This window comes from Nocardioides soli (assembly GCF_014191495.1).
Taxonomy (GTDB): domain Bacteria; phylum Actinomycetota; class Actinomycetes; order Propionibacteriales; family Nocardioidaceae; genus Nocardioides; species Nocardioides soli.
This window is the reverse complement of sequence record NZ_JACHWR010000003.1, coordinates 676,783-692,994: the sequence shown is the minus strand read 5'-3', so window position 1 is coordinate 692,994 and position 16,212 is coordinate 676,783. Positions and strand designations below refer to the sequence as shown.

Below are 16,212 nucleotides of genomic sequence, written 5' to 3'. Positions count from 1 at the left end.
GGGGTGAGCGCCGGGCTCCTCCTGGCCGGCCTGGTGCTGCTCGTGGTCGGCGCCGAGGGCGTCGTGCGCGGCGGGTCCGACCTCGCGTCACGGCTGGGCGTGCCGCCGCTCGTCGTCGGCCTCACCGTGGTCTCGCTCGGGACCAGCCTCCCGGAGCTGGCGATCGGCCTCAGCGCCGTGCGCGACGGTGCCGGAGAGCTCGCGGTCGGCAACATCGTGGGCACGAACCTCGTCAACACGCTCCTGGTGCTCGGCCTGGCCGCCCTGCTCGCGCCCATCCGCTTCGAGGCACGCACGCTGCGCCACGACCTGCCCGCCGGAGCGCTCGCCGCGGTGCTGCTCTTCGTGCTGGCCCGTGACGGTGCGCTGTCGGCGGCGGACGGGCTCTGGCTGACGGCCTTCGGCGCGGTCTACCTCGCGTCGATCCTGCTCTCGACCCGTGGTGCGCGCGCCGCGGCACCGAAGAGCCATCGTGACGTGCGCGCGCCGGTGACGGTCGTCGTCCTCCTCGCCGGCCTGGCGGCCATCGTGCTCGGCGCCGAGCTCCTCGTCGACGGCGCGGTGGACATCGCGCAGCGCCTCGGCGTCAGCGACGCGGTGATCGGACTGACGGTCGTGGCCTTCGGGACCTCCGCGCCGGAGCTGGTCACCGCGGTCGTCTCGGCGGTCCGCGGCGAGCGGGCGCTCGCCATCGGCAACCTGATGGGCTCGAACGTCTTCAACGTCGCGCTCGTCCTCGGCCCCACCGTGCTCGCGGCGCCCACGGCGGTCCCGGTGCCCGACGACGTCCTGGCCGGCGACCTCCTGCTCATGGTCGGCGCAACGCTCGCGTGCGTGCCGGTGTTCTGGACCAGACGCGGCCTCAGCCGGATCGAGGGCGCGCTCTTCGTCGGCGCCTACCTGGTCTACCTGGCGACGCTGCTCGCCACCCGGGCGTGAGTCGCCCTGGCGCTTGCTGTTCAGCGCCGCCTGGTGCTCTGGTCTCGAGACGCGGGTCGCGTGGCTCCTCGAGCCTCCCGCTGGGCCGCTGGTCTCGAGACGCCGGTCGCGAGCTCGTTCCTCGCTCGCGCGGCTCCTCGACCCTGCCGCTGGAACCTGTCAACTCAAGGCGCCGCTCGTGCGGCTCGAGCCTGCCGCTGGATCCGCTGGTCTCGAGACGCCGGTCGCGAGCTCGTTCCTCGCTCGCGCGGCTCCTCGACCTTGCGCCTGGCTCCTGGTCGCTAAAAAATGATCTCGCCGGCCTTGCGGCGCGTGCGCAGCAGCTCGAGGGCCTCGTCGAGAATGTCCTCGGCCTCCTTGTCGGAGCGACGCTCCTTCACGTAGGCGAGGTGGGTCTTGTACGGCTCGATCTTCGGCGCCGGGGGCGGGTTGTCGGAGTCGAGGCTGGCCGGCAGCCCGCACTTGGGGCAGTCCCAGGACTCGGGCACCTGCGCCTCGGTCGAGAACGGCACCACCGAGCGGTGCTCGCGGGCGCAGAAGTACGTCACCGTCTGCCGCGGAGCCGCCTCACCGCGCTCCGCCTCGCCCATCGGACCAGCGCCGACCCGGCTCCCGCGAATCGCGTTTCCTCCACCAGCCACCGACGTTTCCCCTTCGAGTCCTTCGAGACCGCTCTGAACCTGTGTGTCAGTACGCCAGCAAGAGCCCGAGGGCGATCACGCAGGCGAACCAGATGATGCCGATGCCGACCGTCAGGCGGTCGAGGTTGCGCTCCGCAACCGACGAGCCGCCCAGCGAGCTCGAGACGCCACCGCCGAACATGTCAGAGAGTCCGCCACCGCGGCCCTTGTGAAGCAGCACCAGCAGGATGAGCAGCCCGCTGGCGATCATGAGCACGATGGTGAAGATCAGTTCCACGGTCGCACAGCCTACGTCAGGTTCGGCGCGATCACAGGACCGGCATGTCGTAGAAGCGGCAGATGCCCCCGAACTCGTCCGCCTGGAGGCTCGCACCGCCCACCAGGCAGCCGTCGACATCGCGCTGCGCCATGATGCCGGCCACGTTCGCCGCCTTCACCGAGCCGCCGTAGAGGATGCGTACGCCGTCGGCCGCATCGTCGCCGTGGACCTCGCGGATCCGCCCGCGGATCGCCGCGCAGACCTCCTGCGCGTCCTCGGGCGTCGCCACCTCGCCGGTGCCGATCGCCCAGACCGGCTCGTAGGCGACGACCAGACCACCGACCTGCTCGGCCGAGAAACCGGCGAGCGAGCCGTCCACCTGCGCGAGGCAGTGCGCGACGTGCGCCCCTGCCTGCCGGACGTCGAGGCCCTCGCCGACGCACACGATCGGCGTCATGCCGGTCGCCAGGGCGCGGTGTGCCTTGGCGTTGACGACCTCGTCGCCCTCCGCGTGGTACTCACGGCGCTCGCTGTGACCGACCACGACGTACGAGCAGCCGAGCTTGGCGAGCATCGCCGCCGAGATCTCGCCGGTGTAGGCGCCCGCCTCGTGGGTCGACACGTCCTGCGCGCCGTACCGGATCTGCAGGCGGTCGCCGTCGACGAGCGTCTGCACCGACCGCAGGTCGGTGAACGGCGGCACCACGACGACCTCGACCCGGCTGAAGTCGTGCTTCTTGTCGGAGAGCGTGACCGCGAGCTTCTGCACCAGGACGATCGCCTCCTGGTGGTTCAGGTTCATCTTCCAGTTCCCCGCCATCAGCGGGGTGCGTCCCTTGGACTTCGCAGAGTTCACCATCGGTTCAGTCCTCCAGGACCTGGATGCCGGGCAGCTCCTTGCCCTCGAGGTACTCGAGGCTGGCGCCACCGCCGGTCGAGATGTGGCCGAACGCGGCCTCGTCGAAGCCGAGCGTGCGGACGGCGGCCGCGGAGTCGCCGCCACCCACGACGGACAGGCCGTCGATCTTCGTGAGCGCCTCCGCGACGGCCCGGGTGCCGGCCGCGAAGGCGGCGACCTCGAAGACGCCCATGGGGCCGTTCCAGAAGACCGTGCGCGCGTCGGCGAGGGCCGCGGCGAACGCCGCCGCGGAGTGGGGCCCGATGTCGAGGCCGAGGGTGTCGGCGGGGATCTCCGCGGCCGGGACGACGCGCGGCTCCGGGGCCCGCTCACCCGCCGGGAACTCGGTGTCGACCACGATGTCGGTGGGCAGCAGGATCTCGACGCCGGACTCCTGGGCCCGCTGCAGGTAGGCCCGGCAGGTGTCGAGCTGGTCCTCCTCGAGGAGGCTCTTGCCGACCTCGTGGCCCTGGGCCCGCAGGAACGTGAACACCATGCCGCCGCCGATCAGCAGCCGGTCGGCCTTGCCGAGCAGGTTGTCGATCACGCCGAGCTTGTCGGAGACCTTCGAGCCACCGAGCACCACGACGTACGGACGCTCGGGCTCCTCGGTGAGCCGGCGCAGCACGCCGATCTCGGTCGACACCAGCTGGCCCATCGCGTGCGGCAACCGCTGCGCCACGTCGTACACCGAGGCCTGCTTGCGGTGCACGACGCCGAAGCCGTCGGAGACGAAGGCGTCGGCCAGCTCCGCGAGCCGATCGGCGAACGCGCCCCGCTCGGCGTCGTCCTTGCTGGTCTCCCCCGGGTTGAACCGGACGTTCTCCAGCAGGGCGACCTGACCGTCGGCCAGGCCGGCGACGGTCTCGCGGGCGCTGTCGCCGACGGTGTCGGTCGCGAAGGCCACCGGCCGCCCGAGCAGCTCGCCGAGCCGCGCGGCGACCGGGCGCAGCGAGTACCGCTCCTCGGGGGCGCCCTTCGGGCGGCCGAGGTGGGCGGTGACGACTACCCGGGCGCCGGCCTCGGCCAGCTCCCGGATGGTCGGCACGCTCGCCCGGATCCGGCCGTCGTCGGTGATCGTCGTTCCGTCGAGCGGGACGTTCAGGTCGGAGCGGACGAGGACGCGCATCCCAGCCACGTCTCCGAGGCCGGCGTACTCCCCCATCGTCAGAGGGTCTCTCCGACGTAGGCGATGAGGTCGGCGAGGCGGTTGGAGTAGCCCCACTCGTTGTCGTACCAGCCGAGCACCTTGACCTGGTTGCCGATCACCTTGGTCAGCGGGGCGTCGAAGATGCAGGACGCCGGGTCGGTGACGATGTCGGTCGAGACCAGCGGGTCGGTGGAGTACTTGAGGATCTTGCCGTCGGCCGCCGCCTTGACGATCTCGTTGACCTCCTCGACGGAGGTCTCGCGCGCGGCCTCGAAGGACAGGTCGGTCGCGGAGCCGGTCGGGACCGGCACGCGCATGGCGTAGCCGTCGAGCTTGCCCTTGAGCTCGGGCAGCACCAGACCGATCGCCTTCGCGGCACCGGTCGAGGTGGGCACCATGTTGAGCGCGGCGGCACGGGCCCGGCGGGGGTCCTTGTGGATGTTGTCCTGGAGGTTCTGGTCCGCGGTGTAGGCGTGGATCGTCGTCATCAGGCCCTTGTTGATGCCCAGACCCTCGTGCAGCGCCTTCGCCATCGGCGCGAGGCAGTTGGTCGTGCACGACGCGTTGGAGATGACGGTGTGGGCGGCGGGGTCGTACGACGTGTGGTTGACGCCCATGACCACGGTGACGTCCTCGTTGGAGGCCGGCGCGGAGATGATGACCTTCTTGGCGCCGCCGTTGTCGACGTGGGCGCGGGCCTTCGTGGCGTCGGTGAAGAAGCCGGTCGACTCGACGACGACGTCGACGCCGAGGTCGGCCCACTTGAGGTTGGCGGGGTCGCGCTCCGCGAAGGTCTTCACGACCTGGTCGCCGACCCTGATCTCGTCCTCGGTGGCCGACACGTCGGCGTCGAGGCGGCCCAGGATCGAGTCGAACTTGAGCAGGGGCGCCAGGGACTTGTTGTCCGTCAGGTCGTTGACGGCGACGATCTCGATGTCCAGGCCGGAGGCACGGACGGCGCGGAAGAAGTTGCGGCCGATCCGGCCGAACCCGTTGATACCTACTCGAACAGTCACTGCGTGCTCCTGCTTGTCGGTCGTCTGGTGCGATGGGACGCTCCGACCCTATCGGCTGAGGCGCGCGCGACCCAGGTCGCGTCCGGCGTACGCCGTGGTAACGAACCGCCCGGCGGTGGTTGAGGTGCGAGCGGAGCGAGCCTCGAGTCCTCCGGCGAGCATCACCCTGCGACGAGGGCTCGATTTCGACGCGCCCGTCGCGACCTCGTTCCTCGGTCGCGGGGCTCGCTCAATCTGCCTTCGCCCACGCCGCGTGCTAGCACGCGGCTGCTCAGCCATCCTCGACGAGCATCTCCGGCGTCAGCGAGGCCTCCGTGTCGGGGACGCCGAGCTCCTCGGCCCGCTTGTCGGCCATCGCGAGAAGACGGCGGATCCGGCCCGCGATCGCGTCCTTGGTCAGCACCGGGTCGTGGAGCTGGCCGAGCTCCTCCAGCGAGGCCTGCTTGTGCTCGAGGCGCAGCTCGCCGGCCATCCGCAGGTGGTCGGGCACGTCGTCGCCGAGGATCTCCATGGCCCGGCCCACGCGGGCGCCGGCGGCCACCGCCGCGCGCGCCGAGCGGCGCAGGTTGGCGTCGTCGAAGTTCGCGAGCCGGTTGGCCGTCGCACGCACCTCGCGGCGCATCCGGCGCTCCTCCCAGGCCATCAGCGACTCGTGGGCGCCCAGCCGGGTGAGCAACTGCCCGATCGCGTCGCCGTCGCGGATCACCACGCGGTCGACGCCGCGCACCTCGCGAGCCTTCGCGTGGATCCCGAGCCGACGCGAGACCCCCACCAGCGCGAGCGCCGCCTCGGGCCCGGGGCAGGTCACCTCCAGTGACGACGACCGGCCCGGCTCGGTGAGCGAGCCGTGCGCGAGGAAGGCGCCGCGCCAGGCCGCGACGGCGTCGCAGCCGCCACCCGACACCACCGCGGGCGGCAGCCCGCGCACGGGCCGGCCGCGCTGGTCGAGCAGACCGGTCTGGCGGGCCAGCGCCTCGCCGTCCTTGACGACCCGCACGATGTAGCGGCTGCCCTTCCGGATGCCGTTGCCCTGCACCATCACGACGTCGGACTGGTGGCCGTAGACCTCGGCGATGTTCGTGCGCAGCCGACGCGCGGCGGCGCCCGTGTCGAACTCCGCCTCGACGACGATCTTGCCGCTGACGATGTGCAGCCCGCCGGCGAAGCGGAGCATCGAGGCCACCTCGGCCTTGCGGCAGCAGGTCTTCGTCACCTGGGTGCTCGACAGCTCCGCCTTGACCTGTGCCGTCATCGCCATAACGCCGATCCTGCCACGCGCGTCAACGTGCCTCGGAGTCAGGCTCCGCCCAGGATCCGGGTGTACGCCGCCGCCAGCTTCACCGGGTCGTGCCGGGGCGAGCCGTCGTCGAGCGCGACGTCGTCGAGCACCAGTCGCGCACCGGTCGCGCGGACCACGTGCTCGAGGTCGGCCAGCCCCGACCCGACCTGTCGGGCGTCCGCCAGGACCGTGTGCACCCGGAGCTGCGGAGCGTGCTCGACGAGCACGGCCAGGTGGTCGGCCGCCTCGAAGCCGTGGGTCTCCCCCGCCTGCTCGGCGAGGTTGAGCGTGACGATCACCCGAGCGTCACTGCCGACGATCGCGTCGCGCAGCCGGGGCACCATCAGGTGCGGGATCACCGAGGTGAACCACGACCCCGGGCCGAGCACCAGCCAGTCGGCGGCATGCACGGCGGCGATCGCCTCCGGGCAGGGCAGCGGGTTCGGCGGGTCGAGGGAGATCGCGGAGATCACGCCGTCGGTGGTGGCGACCTGCACCTGGCCGCGGACGGTGGTCAGCCGACCGGGCTCGTCCGGGTCGAGCCCGCGCACGTCGGCCGCGATGTCGAGCGGCGTGAGCGCCATCGGCAGCACCCGGCCGGTGGTGCCGAGCAGCCTGCCCACCCAGTCGAGCGCGGCGACCGGATCGCCGAGCTGCTCCCAGAGTCCGACGATCAGCAGGTTGCCGATGACGTGCCCGTTCATCTCGCCGTGACCGGCGAACCGGTGCTGGAGCACCCGCGCCCAGGTGTCGCCCCACTGGTGCTCGCCGCAGAGCGCGGCCAGCGCCATCCGCAGGTCGCCCGGCGGCAGGACGCCGAACTCACCGCGCAGCCGCCCGGAGGAGCCGCCGTTGTCGGCGACCGTGACGACCGCCGTCAGGTCGTCGACCACCAGATCGGCGACCAGCAGCCGCAGCGCCTGGAGCGAGGCCGACAGGCCGTGCCCGCCTCCGAAGGCCACCACCGCCTGGGCCCGGTCGGCCGATGCCGGCACCCCGGACCTCACTCCCGTCCCAGGTCGCGGTGGGTGGCACGGGTCTTGTAGCCGGCCTCGGACATCCGCCGGGCGATCTCCTCGGCCACGGCAACGCTGCGGTGCTTGCCGCCGGTGCACCCGATGGCGATCGTCATGAACCGCTTGCCCTCGCGCAGGTAGCCCTCGGCGACCCGCTCGAGCACGGCGAGGTAGCCGTCGAGGAACTCCGCGGCCCCCGGCTGCGACATCACGAACTCGGCGACCTCGGCATCCTTGCCGGTGCCGGGTCGCAGCTCGGGGATCCAGTGCGGGTTGGGCAGGAAGCGCATGTCGGCCACGAAGTCGGCGTCCACCGGGATGCCGTACTTGAAGCCGAAGCTGGTGACCGTGACCTTCAATCGCATCGTGTCGGGGGTGCCGAACGCCTCCGCGATCCGGTCGGTCAGCTGGTGCACGTTGAGCGCCGTGGTGTCGATGACCAGGTCGGCGTCGCTGCGCAGCTCGGCGAGCACCTCGCGTTCGCGCCGCAGGCCGTCGAGGAGCCGGCCCGTGCCCTGCAGCGGGTGCGGGCGCCGGGCGGCCTCCTGGCGGCGTACCAGCACGTCGTCGGAGGCCTCCAGGAACACCAGCGTCGCGTGCCGGCTGGTCGCCCCCTGGGCGAGGTTGGTCTGCAGGGACTGGAAGAACGAGCCGGAGCGGACGTCGACGACGACCGCGACCGGCTGGGCGACGCCACGGCTCTCGTCGACGAGGCGTACGACGTCGCGCAGCAGGCTCGGCGGCATGTTGTCGACCACGTAGTAGCCGAGGTCCTCGAGCTCCTTGGCCGCCGTGCTCCGGCCGGCGCCGGTCATCCCGGTCACCACCACGAGCTCGCCGTGCCGGTCGGCATGCTCCGCCGCGACGCCGTCGGAGCTGCCCTCGGACCCGCCCTCGGACCTGACCTCCGTCATGCCTCAGCCCTCCTCGATCTCGCCGGTCGCCGTGTTGACGCTGACGATGGTGGGGCCAGTCTGGCGGGTCTCCTGCGCCACCGCCTCCTTGATCGCGGTTGCGGTGCGCGGGCCGACGCCGGGCACCATCGCGATCTCCTCGACGGTGGCGGCGCGCAGCTTCTTCAGCGACCCGAAGTGCTTGAGCAGCGTCTTGCGCCGCACCTCCCCCAGCCCCGGCACGCCGTCGAGCAGGCTCTCCACCATCGACTTCGAGCGACGGGACCGGTGGTGGGTGATCGCGAACCGGTGCGCCTCGTCGCGGATCCGCTGCAGCAGGTAGAGCCCCTCGCTGGAGCGGGCCAGGATCACCGGGTCCTCCTGGCCGGGCAGCCAGACCTCCTCCAGCCGCTTGGCCAGCCCGCAGACGGGGATGTCGACGATCCCCAGCTCGGAGAGCGCCCGCTGGGCGGCCGCGACCTGCGGCGCGCCGCCGTCGACCACCACCAGACCCGGGGCGTAGGCGAACTTGCGGGGCCGGCCCGTCTCGGGGTCGACCAGCATCGGTGTGGCCGGGTCGTCCGTGGCCCCAGAGGCGGTGGTTGAGGAGCCTTCGTGAGGGACGAGCGAAGGCGTCTCGAAACCCTCGTCGAGCAGCCGCCGGAAACGACGCGTGACGACCTCGTGCATGGCCCGGACGTCGTCGGAGCCGTCCTGGCCCTTGATCAGGAAGCGGCGGTACTCGCTCTTGCGCGGCAGTCCGTCCTCGAAGACGACCATGGAGGCGACGATCTCGGAGCCCTGGAGGTGGGAGACGTCGTAGCACTCGATGCGCAGCGGCACCTCGTCGAGCGCGAGTGCCTCCTGGATCTCTTCCAGCGCCCGGTTGCGGGTGGTCAGGTCGCTGGCGCGCTTGGTCTTGTGGAGCGCGAGCGCCTGGGCGGCGTTCTGCGCCACGGTCTCCTGGAGGGCCCGCTTGTCGCCGCGCTGCGGCACCCGGATCGCGACCTTCGAGCCGCGCAGGTCGCCCAGCAGCGCCTCGTACGTCGCGACGTCGGGCGGCAGCGCCGGTACCAGGATCTCGCGTGGGATCTCGTCGGGCCCGGCGCCGGCGTACAGCTGCAGCACGAAGTCGTCGACGAGCTTCGCGGTGTCGCCCTCGTCGACCCGATCGGCGACCCAGCCGCGCTGGCCGCGGATCCGCCCGCCGCGCACGTAGAAGATCTGCACGGCCACCTCGAGGGGGTCCTCGGCGAGGGCGATCACGTCGGCGTCGGTGCCGTCGCCGAGGACGACCGCCTGCTTCTCGAGCGCCTTGTTCAGCGCGCCCAGGTCGTCACGCAGGCGCGCGGCCTTCTCGAAGTCGAGCGCGTCGCTCGCGGCGTACATCTCCTTCTCGATGCGGCGGACGAACGCCGTGGTCTGCCCGGCCATGAAGTCGCAGAAGTCGTCGACGATCTCGCGGTGCTGCTCGGCCGTCACGTTGCCGACGCAGGGCGCCGAGCACTTGTCGATGTAGCCGAGCAGGCAGGGCCGGCCGATCTGGCTGGAGCGCTTGAAGACGCCGTTGCTGCACGAGCGCATCGGGAACACCCGCAGCAGCAGGTCGACGGTCTCGCGGATCGCCCAGGCGTGGCTGTAGGGCCCGAAGTAGCGGGTGCCCTTGCGCTTGGCCCCACGGCCGACCATCACCCGGGGGAACTCCTCCCCGATGGTGACGGCGAGCCAGGGGTAGGACTTGTCGTCGCGGTACTTCACGTTGAACCGCGGGTCGAACTCCTTGATCCAGGAGTACTCCAACTGGAGCGCCTCGACCTCGGTCTTCACCACCGTCCACTCGACGCTCGCGGCGGTCGTCACCATCGTGGCGGTGCGCGGATGCAGGTTGCCGACGTCCTGGAAGTACGACGAGAGCCGCGCGCGGAGGTTCTTCGCCTTGCCGACGTAGACGACCCGGCCGCGGGGGTCGCGGAACCGGTAGACGCCCGGTTGGGTCGGGATCGAGCCGGGCTCCGGGCGATACGACAGCGGGCCTCGGACCGAACGCGGAGACGGAGCTGGAGGCACGTCCCAACCCTACGGTCCGGCACCGACAGCCCGGCCCCGACAGCCCGGCACCGTCTCCGGACTCACCGGGTCTCGAGGCTGTGAGCCTCGAAAACCCCGGAACCATCACCCAGGCGCCGCGACGCACGGCCCGACAGCCGCTGACTTTAATTAGAGTGCTTTACTCTACTTTCATGCGATGTCGGGACCGGAACGACCAGCTGCTCACCTGCTCCCCCGAGGCGGCCGCCGTCTACCGCCGCGGGACCGAGGACCTGCTCCGGCTCCGCGGGGGTGCCGAGCGGTCGGTCGCCGCCGCCATCGCGCTCGACCCGACGTTCGCGCTCGGGCACGCGACCCTCGCCCTGCTCGGCCACGAGATGTGCGCCGCCGTCGACGTCGGGGCGCGGATCGCCGACGCGCTCACCCTCGCGCCCCGCGCGACCGAGCGCGAGCGCAGCCACGTGCACGCCGTCGCCGCCCATCTGCGCGGCGACGGCCGGCCGATCGTCCGGCACCTGGCGGCGTATCCCGGCGACGCCGTCCTGCTCGCGACCGCCGTGCCGACGATCGCGTTCGCCGGGGTGACCGAGGTGCCCGCCGAGGCTTGGGCGATCGTGGAGCAGGCGGCCCCGGCGTACGGCGACGACTGGTGGTATGCCGGGCTGCTCGCCTTCGTGCGCCAGGAGCAGGGTCGCTTCGACGAGGCGATGGAGCTCGCGTGCCGGTCGCTGCTCGTCGAGCCGAGCGCCGGGCACTCGGCCCACGCGCGGGCGCACGCGCACTACGAGACCGGCGACCACCGCGCCGGACTGGCCTGGATGGACGGCTGGGTCACCGGCGCCGGGGCCGGCACCGACAGCCTCAGCCACTTCTCCTGGCACGCCGCACTGCACGAACTCTCACTCGGGGACCTCGACGCCGTACGGCGCCGCTACGACGCCCAGCTGCGGCCCGAGGACGCGACCGGGTGTCGCGCACTGGTGGACTCGGGCTCCCTGCTCTTCCGCTGGGCGCTCACTCCGGGCGCCCACGACGTACCCGACCTGCGGCGGGTCGTCGCGGTGACGTCCGAGGCCACGCTGCACCGACCGACGACGCCGTTCCTCGCCCTGCACGCCGCCGTCGTGCACCTCGCCCTCGACGACCGGCCGGCACTGCTCGGCCTGGAACGGTGGGCGGCGGCCCATGAGCACCCCACCCAGCGCGAGGTGGTCGCTCCCCTGGCCCGAGCCTTCCGGTCGATGGCCGACGGGCGCTGCTCGGCCGCGGCCGACCGTCTCGGGGCGCTCCAGGCGCAGGTGTGGCGACTCGGTGGCTCCGACGCGCAGCGGGAGATCGTCCAGGAGGCCCGGATCGCCGCGCTGGTGCGCGCCGGCCGACTGGACGAGGCCCGCGACGTGCTCGACGCCCGGCTGGACCGGCGTGCGTCGCCCCGCGACCGGCGCTGGCGCGACTCGTGCTCGGTCGGGCCGCTCGGCTCGTCCGCCTGAGGGTGGTGGTTTCGAGGCTCGGGCCTGGCGGCCCTCACACCTCAACCACCGTGACGGCTCGGGCCTGGCGGCCCGCACACCTCAACCACCGTTCCCCGACCCCCGCGGTGGTTGAGGTGCGAAGGCGCTCTGCGCCTGAGCCTCGAAACCCGGTGAGTGTGAAGGCGGCCGGGACCACGGTCGGGTGTGCTGGGTGGGGTGGTTTCGAGGCTCGGGCCTGGCGGCCCTCACACCTCAACCACCGTGACGGCTCGGGCCTGGCGGCCCGCACACCTCCACCACCGTGACGGCTCGGGCCTGGCGGCCCGCACACCTCCACCACCGCGACCGACGACCCGGGTCAGGCGGTGGTGATGGTGTCGTCCTTGACGCTGATCCGCACCGGGCTCAGCGGCGTCCGGGCCGGGCCGTTGACGACCGAGCCGTCCTCGGCCGAGAACTTGCTGCCGTGACACATGCAGTCGATCGTGTCGGCGCTGATCCGGGAGACCAGGCACGACTGGTGGGTGCAGACGGCCGAGAACGCCTTGAAGTCGCCCGCGGTCGGCTGGGTCACCACGACCCGCTGCTCGGCGAAGACCTTCCCGCCGCCGACCGGGACGTCGCTCGCCGGACCGAGCTCCTCGCCGGCGGGCGGAGGCTCGGTGGCCGACCCGCTGTCACCGCCTCCGCACGCGGCGAGCAGTGGCGCCGCGAGCCCGAGCGCGGCGGCTCCGGTCAGCGTCTGGCGGCGGGTGATGCCGTCGGTCACGGGCGTCCTCTCGGCAGATGATCGTTGAATCTTCACCCTAGCCGCCGGTCGATGGGCACCGGCTGGCCGGCCGATGAGAGTCCGATGAGAATCCCCGCGTCGGCGTCGGCCCGTCGCGCACCTACACTGCCGCCATGCTCGCGGCGCCCCAGCACGGCTTCGTCTACCTCGCGGCGTCGAAGACCGGCTCCACCTCGGTGCAGCGCGCGCTGCGCCCGTACGCGCACCTCGAGTACCGGACCCCGCCGTACCAGAAGCACCTGGGCCCGCTCCGCTTCGAGGACGAGGTCGCGCCCCTGCTGACCGCGGACGGCTTCGCGCGCGACTCCTACGTCACGGTCGCGATGATCCGACACCCGGTCGACCTGGTCGTCTCGTGGTGGCGCTACCGCTCACGTCCCGAGCTCGAGGGCCAGCCCCGGTCGACCGCCGGCACGACCATCGACGAGTACGCCGAGCGCGTGCTGGCCGGCGAGGGCGGCTTCACCCGGCCGTCGACCTGGCTCGCCGGCACCGACGGCGCCGTGCTGGTGGAGCGGCTGTGGCGCTACGACCACATCGACGCCCTGCTCGCCTGGGCGGGCGAGCGGGTCGGGACCAGGCTCGAGCTGCCGCGCCTCAACCAGTCGCCGGAGCGACCGGCCGAGCTCGACCCGGCGCTGCGCCGCCGGCTGGAGGAGCTCTTCGCCCCGGAGCTGGCGATCTACGCGGCGGCCGACTGACACCGGTGGTCTCGAGGCTCGCTCCGCTCGCACCTCGACCACCGTGGCCGATCATCCCGCCTTGCGCGTGGTCGCCTTCCTGGCCGCGGCCTTCTTCGCCGGGACCTTCTTCGCCGGGGCCTTCTTGGCGGCCACCTTCTTGGCCGGCGCGCTCGTGACCGAGGAGTTCTTGGCGGCCACCTTCGTGGCCTTCTTCGTGGCCGCCTTCTTCGCCGTCCGCGCCGCGGGCTGCGCGGCCGCCCGGCCGTCGAGCAGCGGCCGGAGGAACTCGCCCGTGTAGCTGCCCGGGTTGGCCGCGACCGCCTCCGGCGTGCCCTCCGCGACCACGGTGCCGCCGCGCGAACCGCCCTCGGGCCCCATGTCGACCAGCCAGTCGGCGGTCTTGATGACGTCGAGGTTGTGCTCGATCACCAGCACCGTGTTGCCCTGGTCGACCAGCCGGCCCAGCACCAGCAGCAGCTTGCGGATGTCCTCGAAGTGCAGGCCGGTGGTGGGCTCGTCCAGCACGTAGACGGTGCGACCGGTGGACCGCTTCTGCAGCTCGGAGGACAGCTTGACCCGCTGCGCCTCTCCGCCGGAGAGCGTGGTCGCCGGCTGCCCGAGCCGGACGTAGCCGAGGCCCACCTCGACCAGCGTCTTCATGTGCCGGGCGATCGCGGGCACGGCCGCGAAGAACTCGGCCGCCTCCTCGATCGGCATGTCGAGGACCTCGGCGATGGTCTTGCCCTTGTAGTGCACCTCGAGCGTCTCGCGGTTGTAGCGCGCGCCGTGGCAGACCTCGCACGGGACGTAGACGTCGGGCAGGAAGTTCATCTCGATCTTGATCGTGCCGTCGCCGGAGCACGCCTCGCAGCGCCCGCCCTTGACGTTGAACGAGAACCGGCCCTGGAGGTAGCCGCGCATCTTCGCCTCCGGGGTGGAGGCGAAGAGCTTGCGGATGTGGTCGAAGACGCCGGTGTACGTCGCCGGGTTGGACCGCGGCGTACGCCCGATCGGCGACTGGTCGACGTGGATCACCTTGTCGACGTGCTCGAGCCCGGTGATCTTCTGGTGCCGGCCGGGGACGGCGCGGGCGTTGTAGATCTGCTTGGCCAGCGAGGTGTAGAGGATGTCGTTGACCAGCGTCGACTTCCCCGACCCCGAGACGCCGGTGACGGCCACGAACAGCCCCAGCGGGAACGCCACATCGACGTTCTTGAGGTTGTGCTCCCGGGCGCCGTGGACCTTGAGCTCGCGACCTGTGGTGCGCGGCCGCCGGACGGCGGGCACCGGGATCTCGCGGCGACCGGAGAGGTACTGCCCGGTCATCGAGTCGGGGTGGGCGAGCAGGCCGGCGACGTCGCCGCTGTGCACGACCTGACCGCCGTGCTCCCCCGCGCCCGGGCCGATGTCGACGACCCAGTCGGCGACCCGGATGGTGTCCTCGTCGTGCTCGACGACGATCAGCGTGTTGCCGAGGTCCTTGAGCCGGACCAGGGTCTCGATCAGCCGGTGGTTGTCGCGCTGGTGGAGGCCGATCGACGGCTCGTCGAGGACGTAGAGGACGCCGACCAGGCCGGCGCCGATCTGGGTCGCCAGCCGGATCCGCTGCGCCTCGCCACCGGACAGCGAGCCCGACGGCCGGTCGAGCGAGAGGTAGTCGAGGCCGACGTCGAGCAGGAAGTTGAGGCGCTCCTGGATCTCCTTGAGCACCCGCTCGCCGATCTGGCGCTCACGGGCGGTCAGGTCGAGGTCGCGCAGGTAGTCGGCGGTCTCGTTGATCGGCATCGCGCAGACCTCGGCGATGTTCTTGCCGCCGTCCTGCAGCGAGGCCCCGAGGGTCACCGACACCGACACCGGCTTGAGCCGGCTGCCGCCGCAGGCCGGGCACGGCACCTCGCGCATGAAGCCTTCGTAGCGCTCCCGGCTCACGTCGGACTCGGCCTCGTGGTGGCGGCGCTCGATGTAGGAGCTCACGCCCTCGAACTCGGCGTAGTAGGCCCGCTGCCGCCCGTAGCGGTTGCGGGTGACCACGTGCACCTTCGTGGGATGGCCCTTGATGATCGCCTTCTGCGCGGTGGCCGGCAGGTCGGCCCACGGGGTGTTGAGGTCGAAGCCCAGCTCCTCGCCGAGCGCACCCATCAGCCGCAGGAAGTAGTCGGCGACATGCGCCTGGCTCCACGGCTGGATCGCGCCCTCACCGAGGGTCGCCTGCGGGTCGGGCACGACCAGCTCCGGGTCGACCTCGAGCCGGGTGCCGAGGCCGTGGCAGGCCGGGCAGGCGCCGAAGGGCGAGTTGAACGAGAACGAGCGGGGCTCGAGCTCGTCGGTGTCGATCGGGTGCTCGTTGGGGCATGCCATCTTCTCGCTGAACCGCAGCTCGCGACCGGGGTCCCCGGCGTCGAGATCGACGAAGTCGAAGAGCACCAGGCCGCCGGCCAGCTGGAGCGCGGTCTCCACCGAGTCGGTGAGCCGCCGCTTCGACGACTCCTTGACCGCGAGCCGGTCGACGACCACCTCGATCGTGTGCTTCTTCTGCTTGTCGAGCTTCGGTGGCTCGTCGAGCGGGTAGGTCTCGCCGTTCACCCGGGCGCGGGAGAAGCCCTGGGTCTGGAGCTGCTTGAACAGCTCGACGTACTCCCCCTTGCGGCCGCGGATCACCGGCGCGAGCACCTGGAACCGGCGGCCCTCCTCGAGCGCGAGCACCCGGTCGACGATCTGCTGCGGGGTCTGCCGCTCGATCGGCGCGCCGCAGGTCGGGCAGTGGGGCCGGCCCGCGCGCGCGAAGAGCAGGCGCAGGTAGTCGTAGACCTCGGTGATGGTGCCGACGGTCGAGCGGGGGTTCTTGGACGTGGACTTCTGGTCGATCGAGACCGCCGGCGAGAGGCCCTCGATGAAGTCGACGTCGGGCTTGTCCATCTGACCGAGGAACTGGCGGGCGTACGCCGACAGCGACTCGACGTACCGTCGCTGCCCCTCGGCGAAGATCGTGTCGAACGCGAGCGAGGACTTGCCCGACCCGGACAGCCCCGTGAACACGATCAGCGAGTCGCGGGGCAGGTCGATCGAGACGTCCTTCAGGTTGTGCTCGCGCGCACCCCGGACGATGAGCTGGTCCGCCACTGACTGA

The 16,212-nt window shown here is 71.8% G+C and carries 14 protein-coding genes; 3 read left to right on the top strand and 11 right to left on the bottom strand.

Annotated elements, in window-relative coordinates:
• Positions 1–3: 3 nt before the first annotated feature.
• Positions 4–939: a calcium/sodium antiporter gene (locus FHU40_RS22035; protein ID WP_183594538.1), complete on the top strand. Its 936-nt coding sequence runs from the start codon at positions 4–6 to the stop codon at positions 937–939.
• Positions 940–1,220: 281 nt separating this feature from the next.
• On the opposite strand, the gene FHU40_RS22030 is transcribed toward FHU40_RS22035, so the two are convergent.
• The 9 genes from FHU40_RS22030 to uvrC all read right to left on the bottom strand — a co-directional run bounded on the left by FHU40_RS22030 (position 1,221) and on the right by uvrC (position 10,158).
• Positions 1,221–1,580, bottom strand: coding sequence for an RNA polymerase-binding protein RbpA (locus FHU40_RS22030; RefSeq protein ID WP_183594536.1), 360 nt, complete (start codon positions 1,578–1,580; stop codon positions 1,221–1,223).
• A 46-nt stretch (positions 1,581–1,626) separates the two neighbouring features.
• Positions 1,627–1,857 carry a preprotein translocase subunit SecG gene (secG, locus tag FHU40_RS22025; RefSeq protein ID WP_215524240.1) on the bottom strand — a complete coding sequence of 77 codons (231 nt, stop codon included), beginning with the start codon at positions 1,855–1,857 and terminating at the stop codon, positions 1,627–1,629.
• Between the two features lie 31 nt (positions 1,858–1,888).
• A complete protein-coding gene (gene tpiA, locus FHU40_RS22020; protein WP_183594534.1) occupies positions 1,889–2,698 on the bottom strand; it encodes a triose-phosphate isomerase in 810 nt (269 codons plus the stop codon).
• 4 nt (positions 2,699–2,702) lie between these two features.
• Positions 2,703–3,902 (bottom strand): phosphoglycerate kinase, encoded by a 1,200-nt coding sequence (locus tag FHU40_RS22015; RefSeq protein WP_183594533.1) that lies wholly within the window; start codon positions 3,900–3,902, stop codon positions 2,703–2,705.
• Between the two features lie 2 nt (positions 3,903–3,904).
• Entirely contained in the window at positions 3,905–4,903 is a 999-nt protein-coding gene (gap, locus tag FHU40_RS22010; RefSeq protein ID WP_183594532.1) for a type I glyceraldehyde-3-phosphate dehydrogenase, read from the bottom strand.
• Positions 4,904–5,174: 271 nt separating this feature from the next.
• Entirely contained in the window at positions 5,175–6,161 is a 987-nt protein-coding gene (gene whiA, locus FHU40_RS22005; protein WP_183594530.1) for a DNA-binding protein WhiA, read from the bottom strand.
• A gap of 38 nt (positions 6,162–6,199) precedes the next feature.
• Positions 6,200–7,177: a gluconeogenesis factor YvcK family protein gene (locus FHU40_RS22000; protein WP_343057982.1), complete on the bottom strand. Its 978-nt coding sequence runs from the start codon at positions 7,175–7,177 to the stop codon at positions 6,200–6,202.
• 8 nt (positions 7,178–7,185) lie between these two features.
• Positions 7,186–8,112 (bottom strand): RNase adapter RapZ, encoded by a 927-nt coding sequence (gene rapZ, locus FHU40_RS21995; RefSeq protein WP_183594528.1) that lies wholly within the window; start codon positions 8,110–8,112, stop codon positions 7,186–7,188.
• Between the two features lie 3 nt (positions 8,113–8,115).
• Positions 8,116–10,158 (bottom strand): excinuclease ABC subunit UvrC, encoded by a 2,043-nt coding sequence (gene uvrC / locus FHU40_RS21990; RefSeq protein ID WP_183594526.1) that lies wholly within the window; start codon positions 10,156–10,158, stop codon positions 8,116–8,118.
• Between the two features lie 173 nt (positions 10,159–10,331).
• Between uvrC and FHU40_RS21985 the strand changes: the two genes are divergently transcribed.
• Complete coding sequence (locus FHU40_RS21985) at positions 10,332–11,630, top strand: tetratricopeptide repeat protein (RefSeq protein WP_183594524.1); 1,299 nt, start codon at positions 10,332–10,334, stop codon at positions 11,628–11,630.
• A 340-nt stretch (positions 11,631–11,970) separates the two neighbouring features.
• Here the strand turns inward: FHU40_RS21985 and FHU40_RS21980 are convergent, their stop codons facing one another.
• On the bottom strand, positions 11,971–12,381 hold the full coding sequence (locus FHU40_RS21980; protein WP_183594522.1) for a Rieske 2Fe-2S domain-containing protein: 411 nt from the start codon (positions 12,379–12,381) through the stop codon (positions 11,971–11,973).
• A 134-nt stretch (positions 12,382–12,515) separates the two neighbouring features.
• Here FHU40_RS21980 and FHU40_RS21975 point away from each other — a divergent pair, with 134 nt between their 5' ends.
• Positions 12,516–13,103 carry a sulfotransferase family protein gene (locus tag FHU40_RS21975; protein WP_183594520.1) on the top strand — a complete coding sequence of 196 codons (588 nt, stop codon included), beginning with the start codon at positions 12,516–12,518 and terminating at the stop codon, positions 13,101–13,103.
• Positions 13,104–13,154: 51 nt separating this feature from the next.
• Here the strand turns inward: FHU40_RS21975 and uvrA are convergent, their stop codons facing one another.
• Positions 13,155–16,205 carry an excinuclease ABC subunit UvrA gene (gene uvrA / locus FHU40_RS21970; protein ID WP_183594518.1) on the bottom strand — a complete coding sequence of 1,017 codons (3,051 nt, stop codon included), beginning with the start codon at positions 16,203–16,205 and terminating at the stop codon, positions 13,155–13,157.
• Positions 16,206–16,212: the final 7 nt, after the last annotated feature.

What these genes read in the sequence shown, in the direction of transcription:
- rapZ (WP_183594528.1), bottom strand. Translation starts at nt 8,112, where the DNA reads ATGACGGAGGTCAGGTCCGAGGGCGGGTCCGAGGGCAGCTCCGACGGC.
- tpiA (WP_183594534.1), bottom strand. Translation starts at nt 2,698, where the DNA reads ATGGTGAACTCTGCGAAGTCCAAGGGACGCACCCCGCTGATGGCGGGG.
- FHU40_RS21975 (WP_183594520.1), top strand. Translation starts at nt 12,516, where the DNA reads ATGCTCGCGGCGCCCCAGCACGGCTTCGTCTACCTCGCGGCGTCGAAG.
- FHU40_RS22015 (WP_183594533.1), bottom strand. Translation starts at nt 3,902, where the DNA reads ATGGGGGAGTACGCCGGCCTCGGAGACGTGGCTGGGATGCGCGTCCTC.
- FHU40_RS21985 (WP_183594524.1), top strand. Translation starts at nt 10,332, where the DNA reads ATGCGATGTCGGGACCGGAACGACCAGCTGCTCACCTGCTCCCCCGAG.
- whiA (WP_183594530.1), bottom strand. Translation starts at nt 6,161, where the DNA reads ATGGCGATGACGGCACAGGTCAAGGCGGAGCTGTCGAGCACCCAGGTG.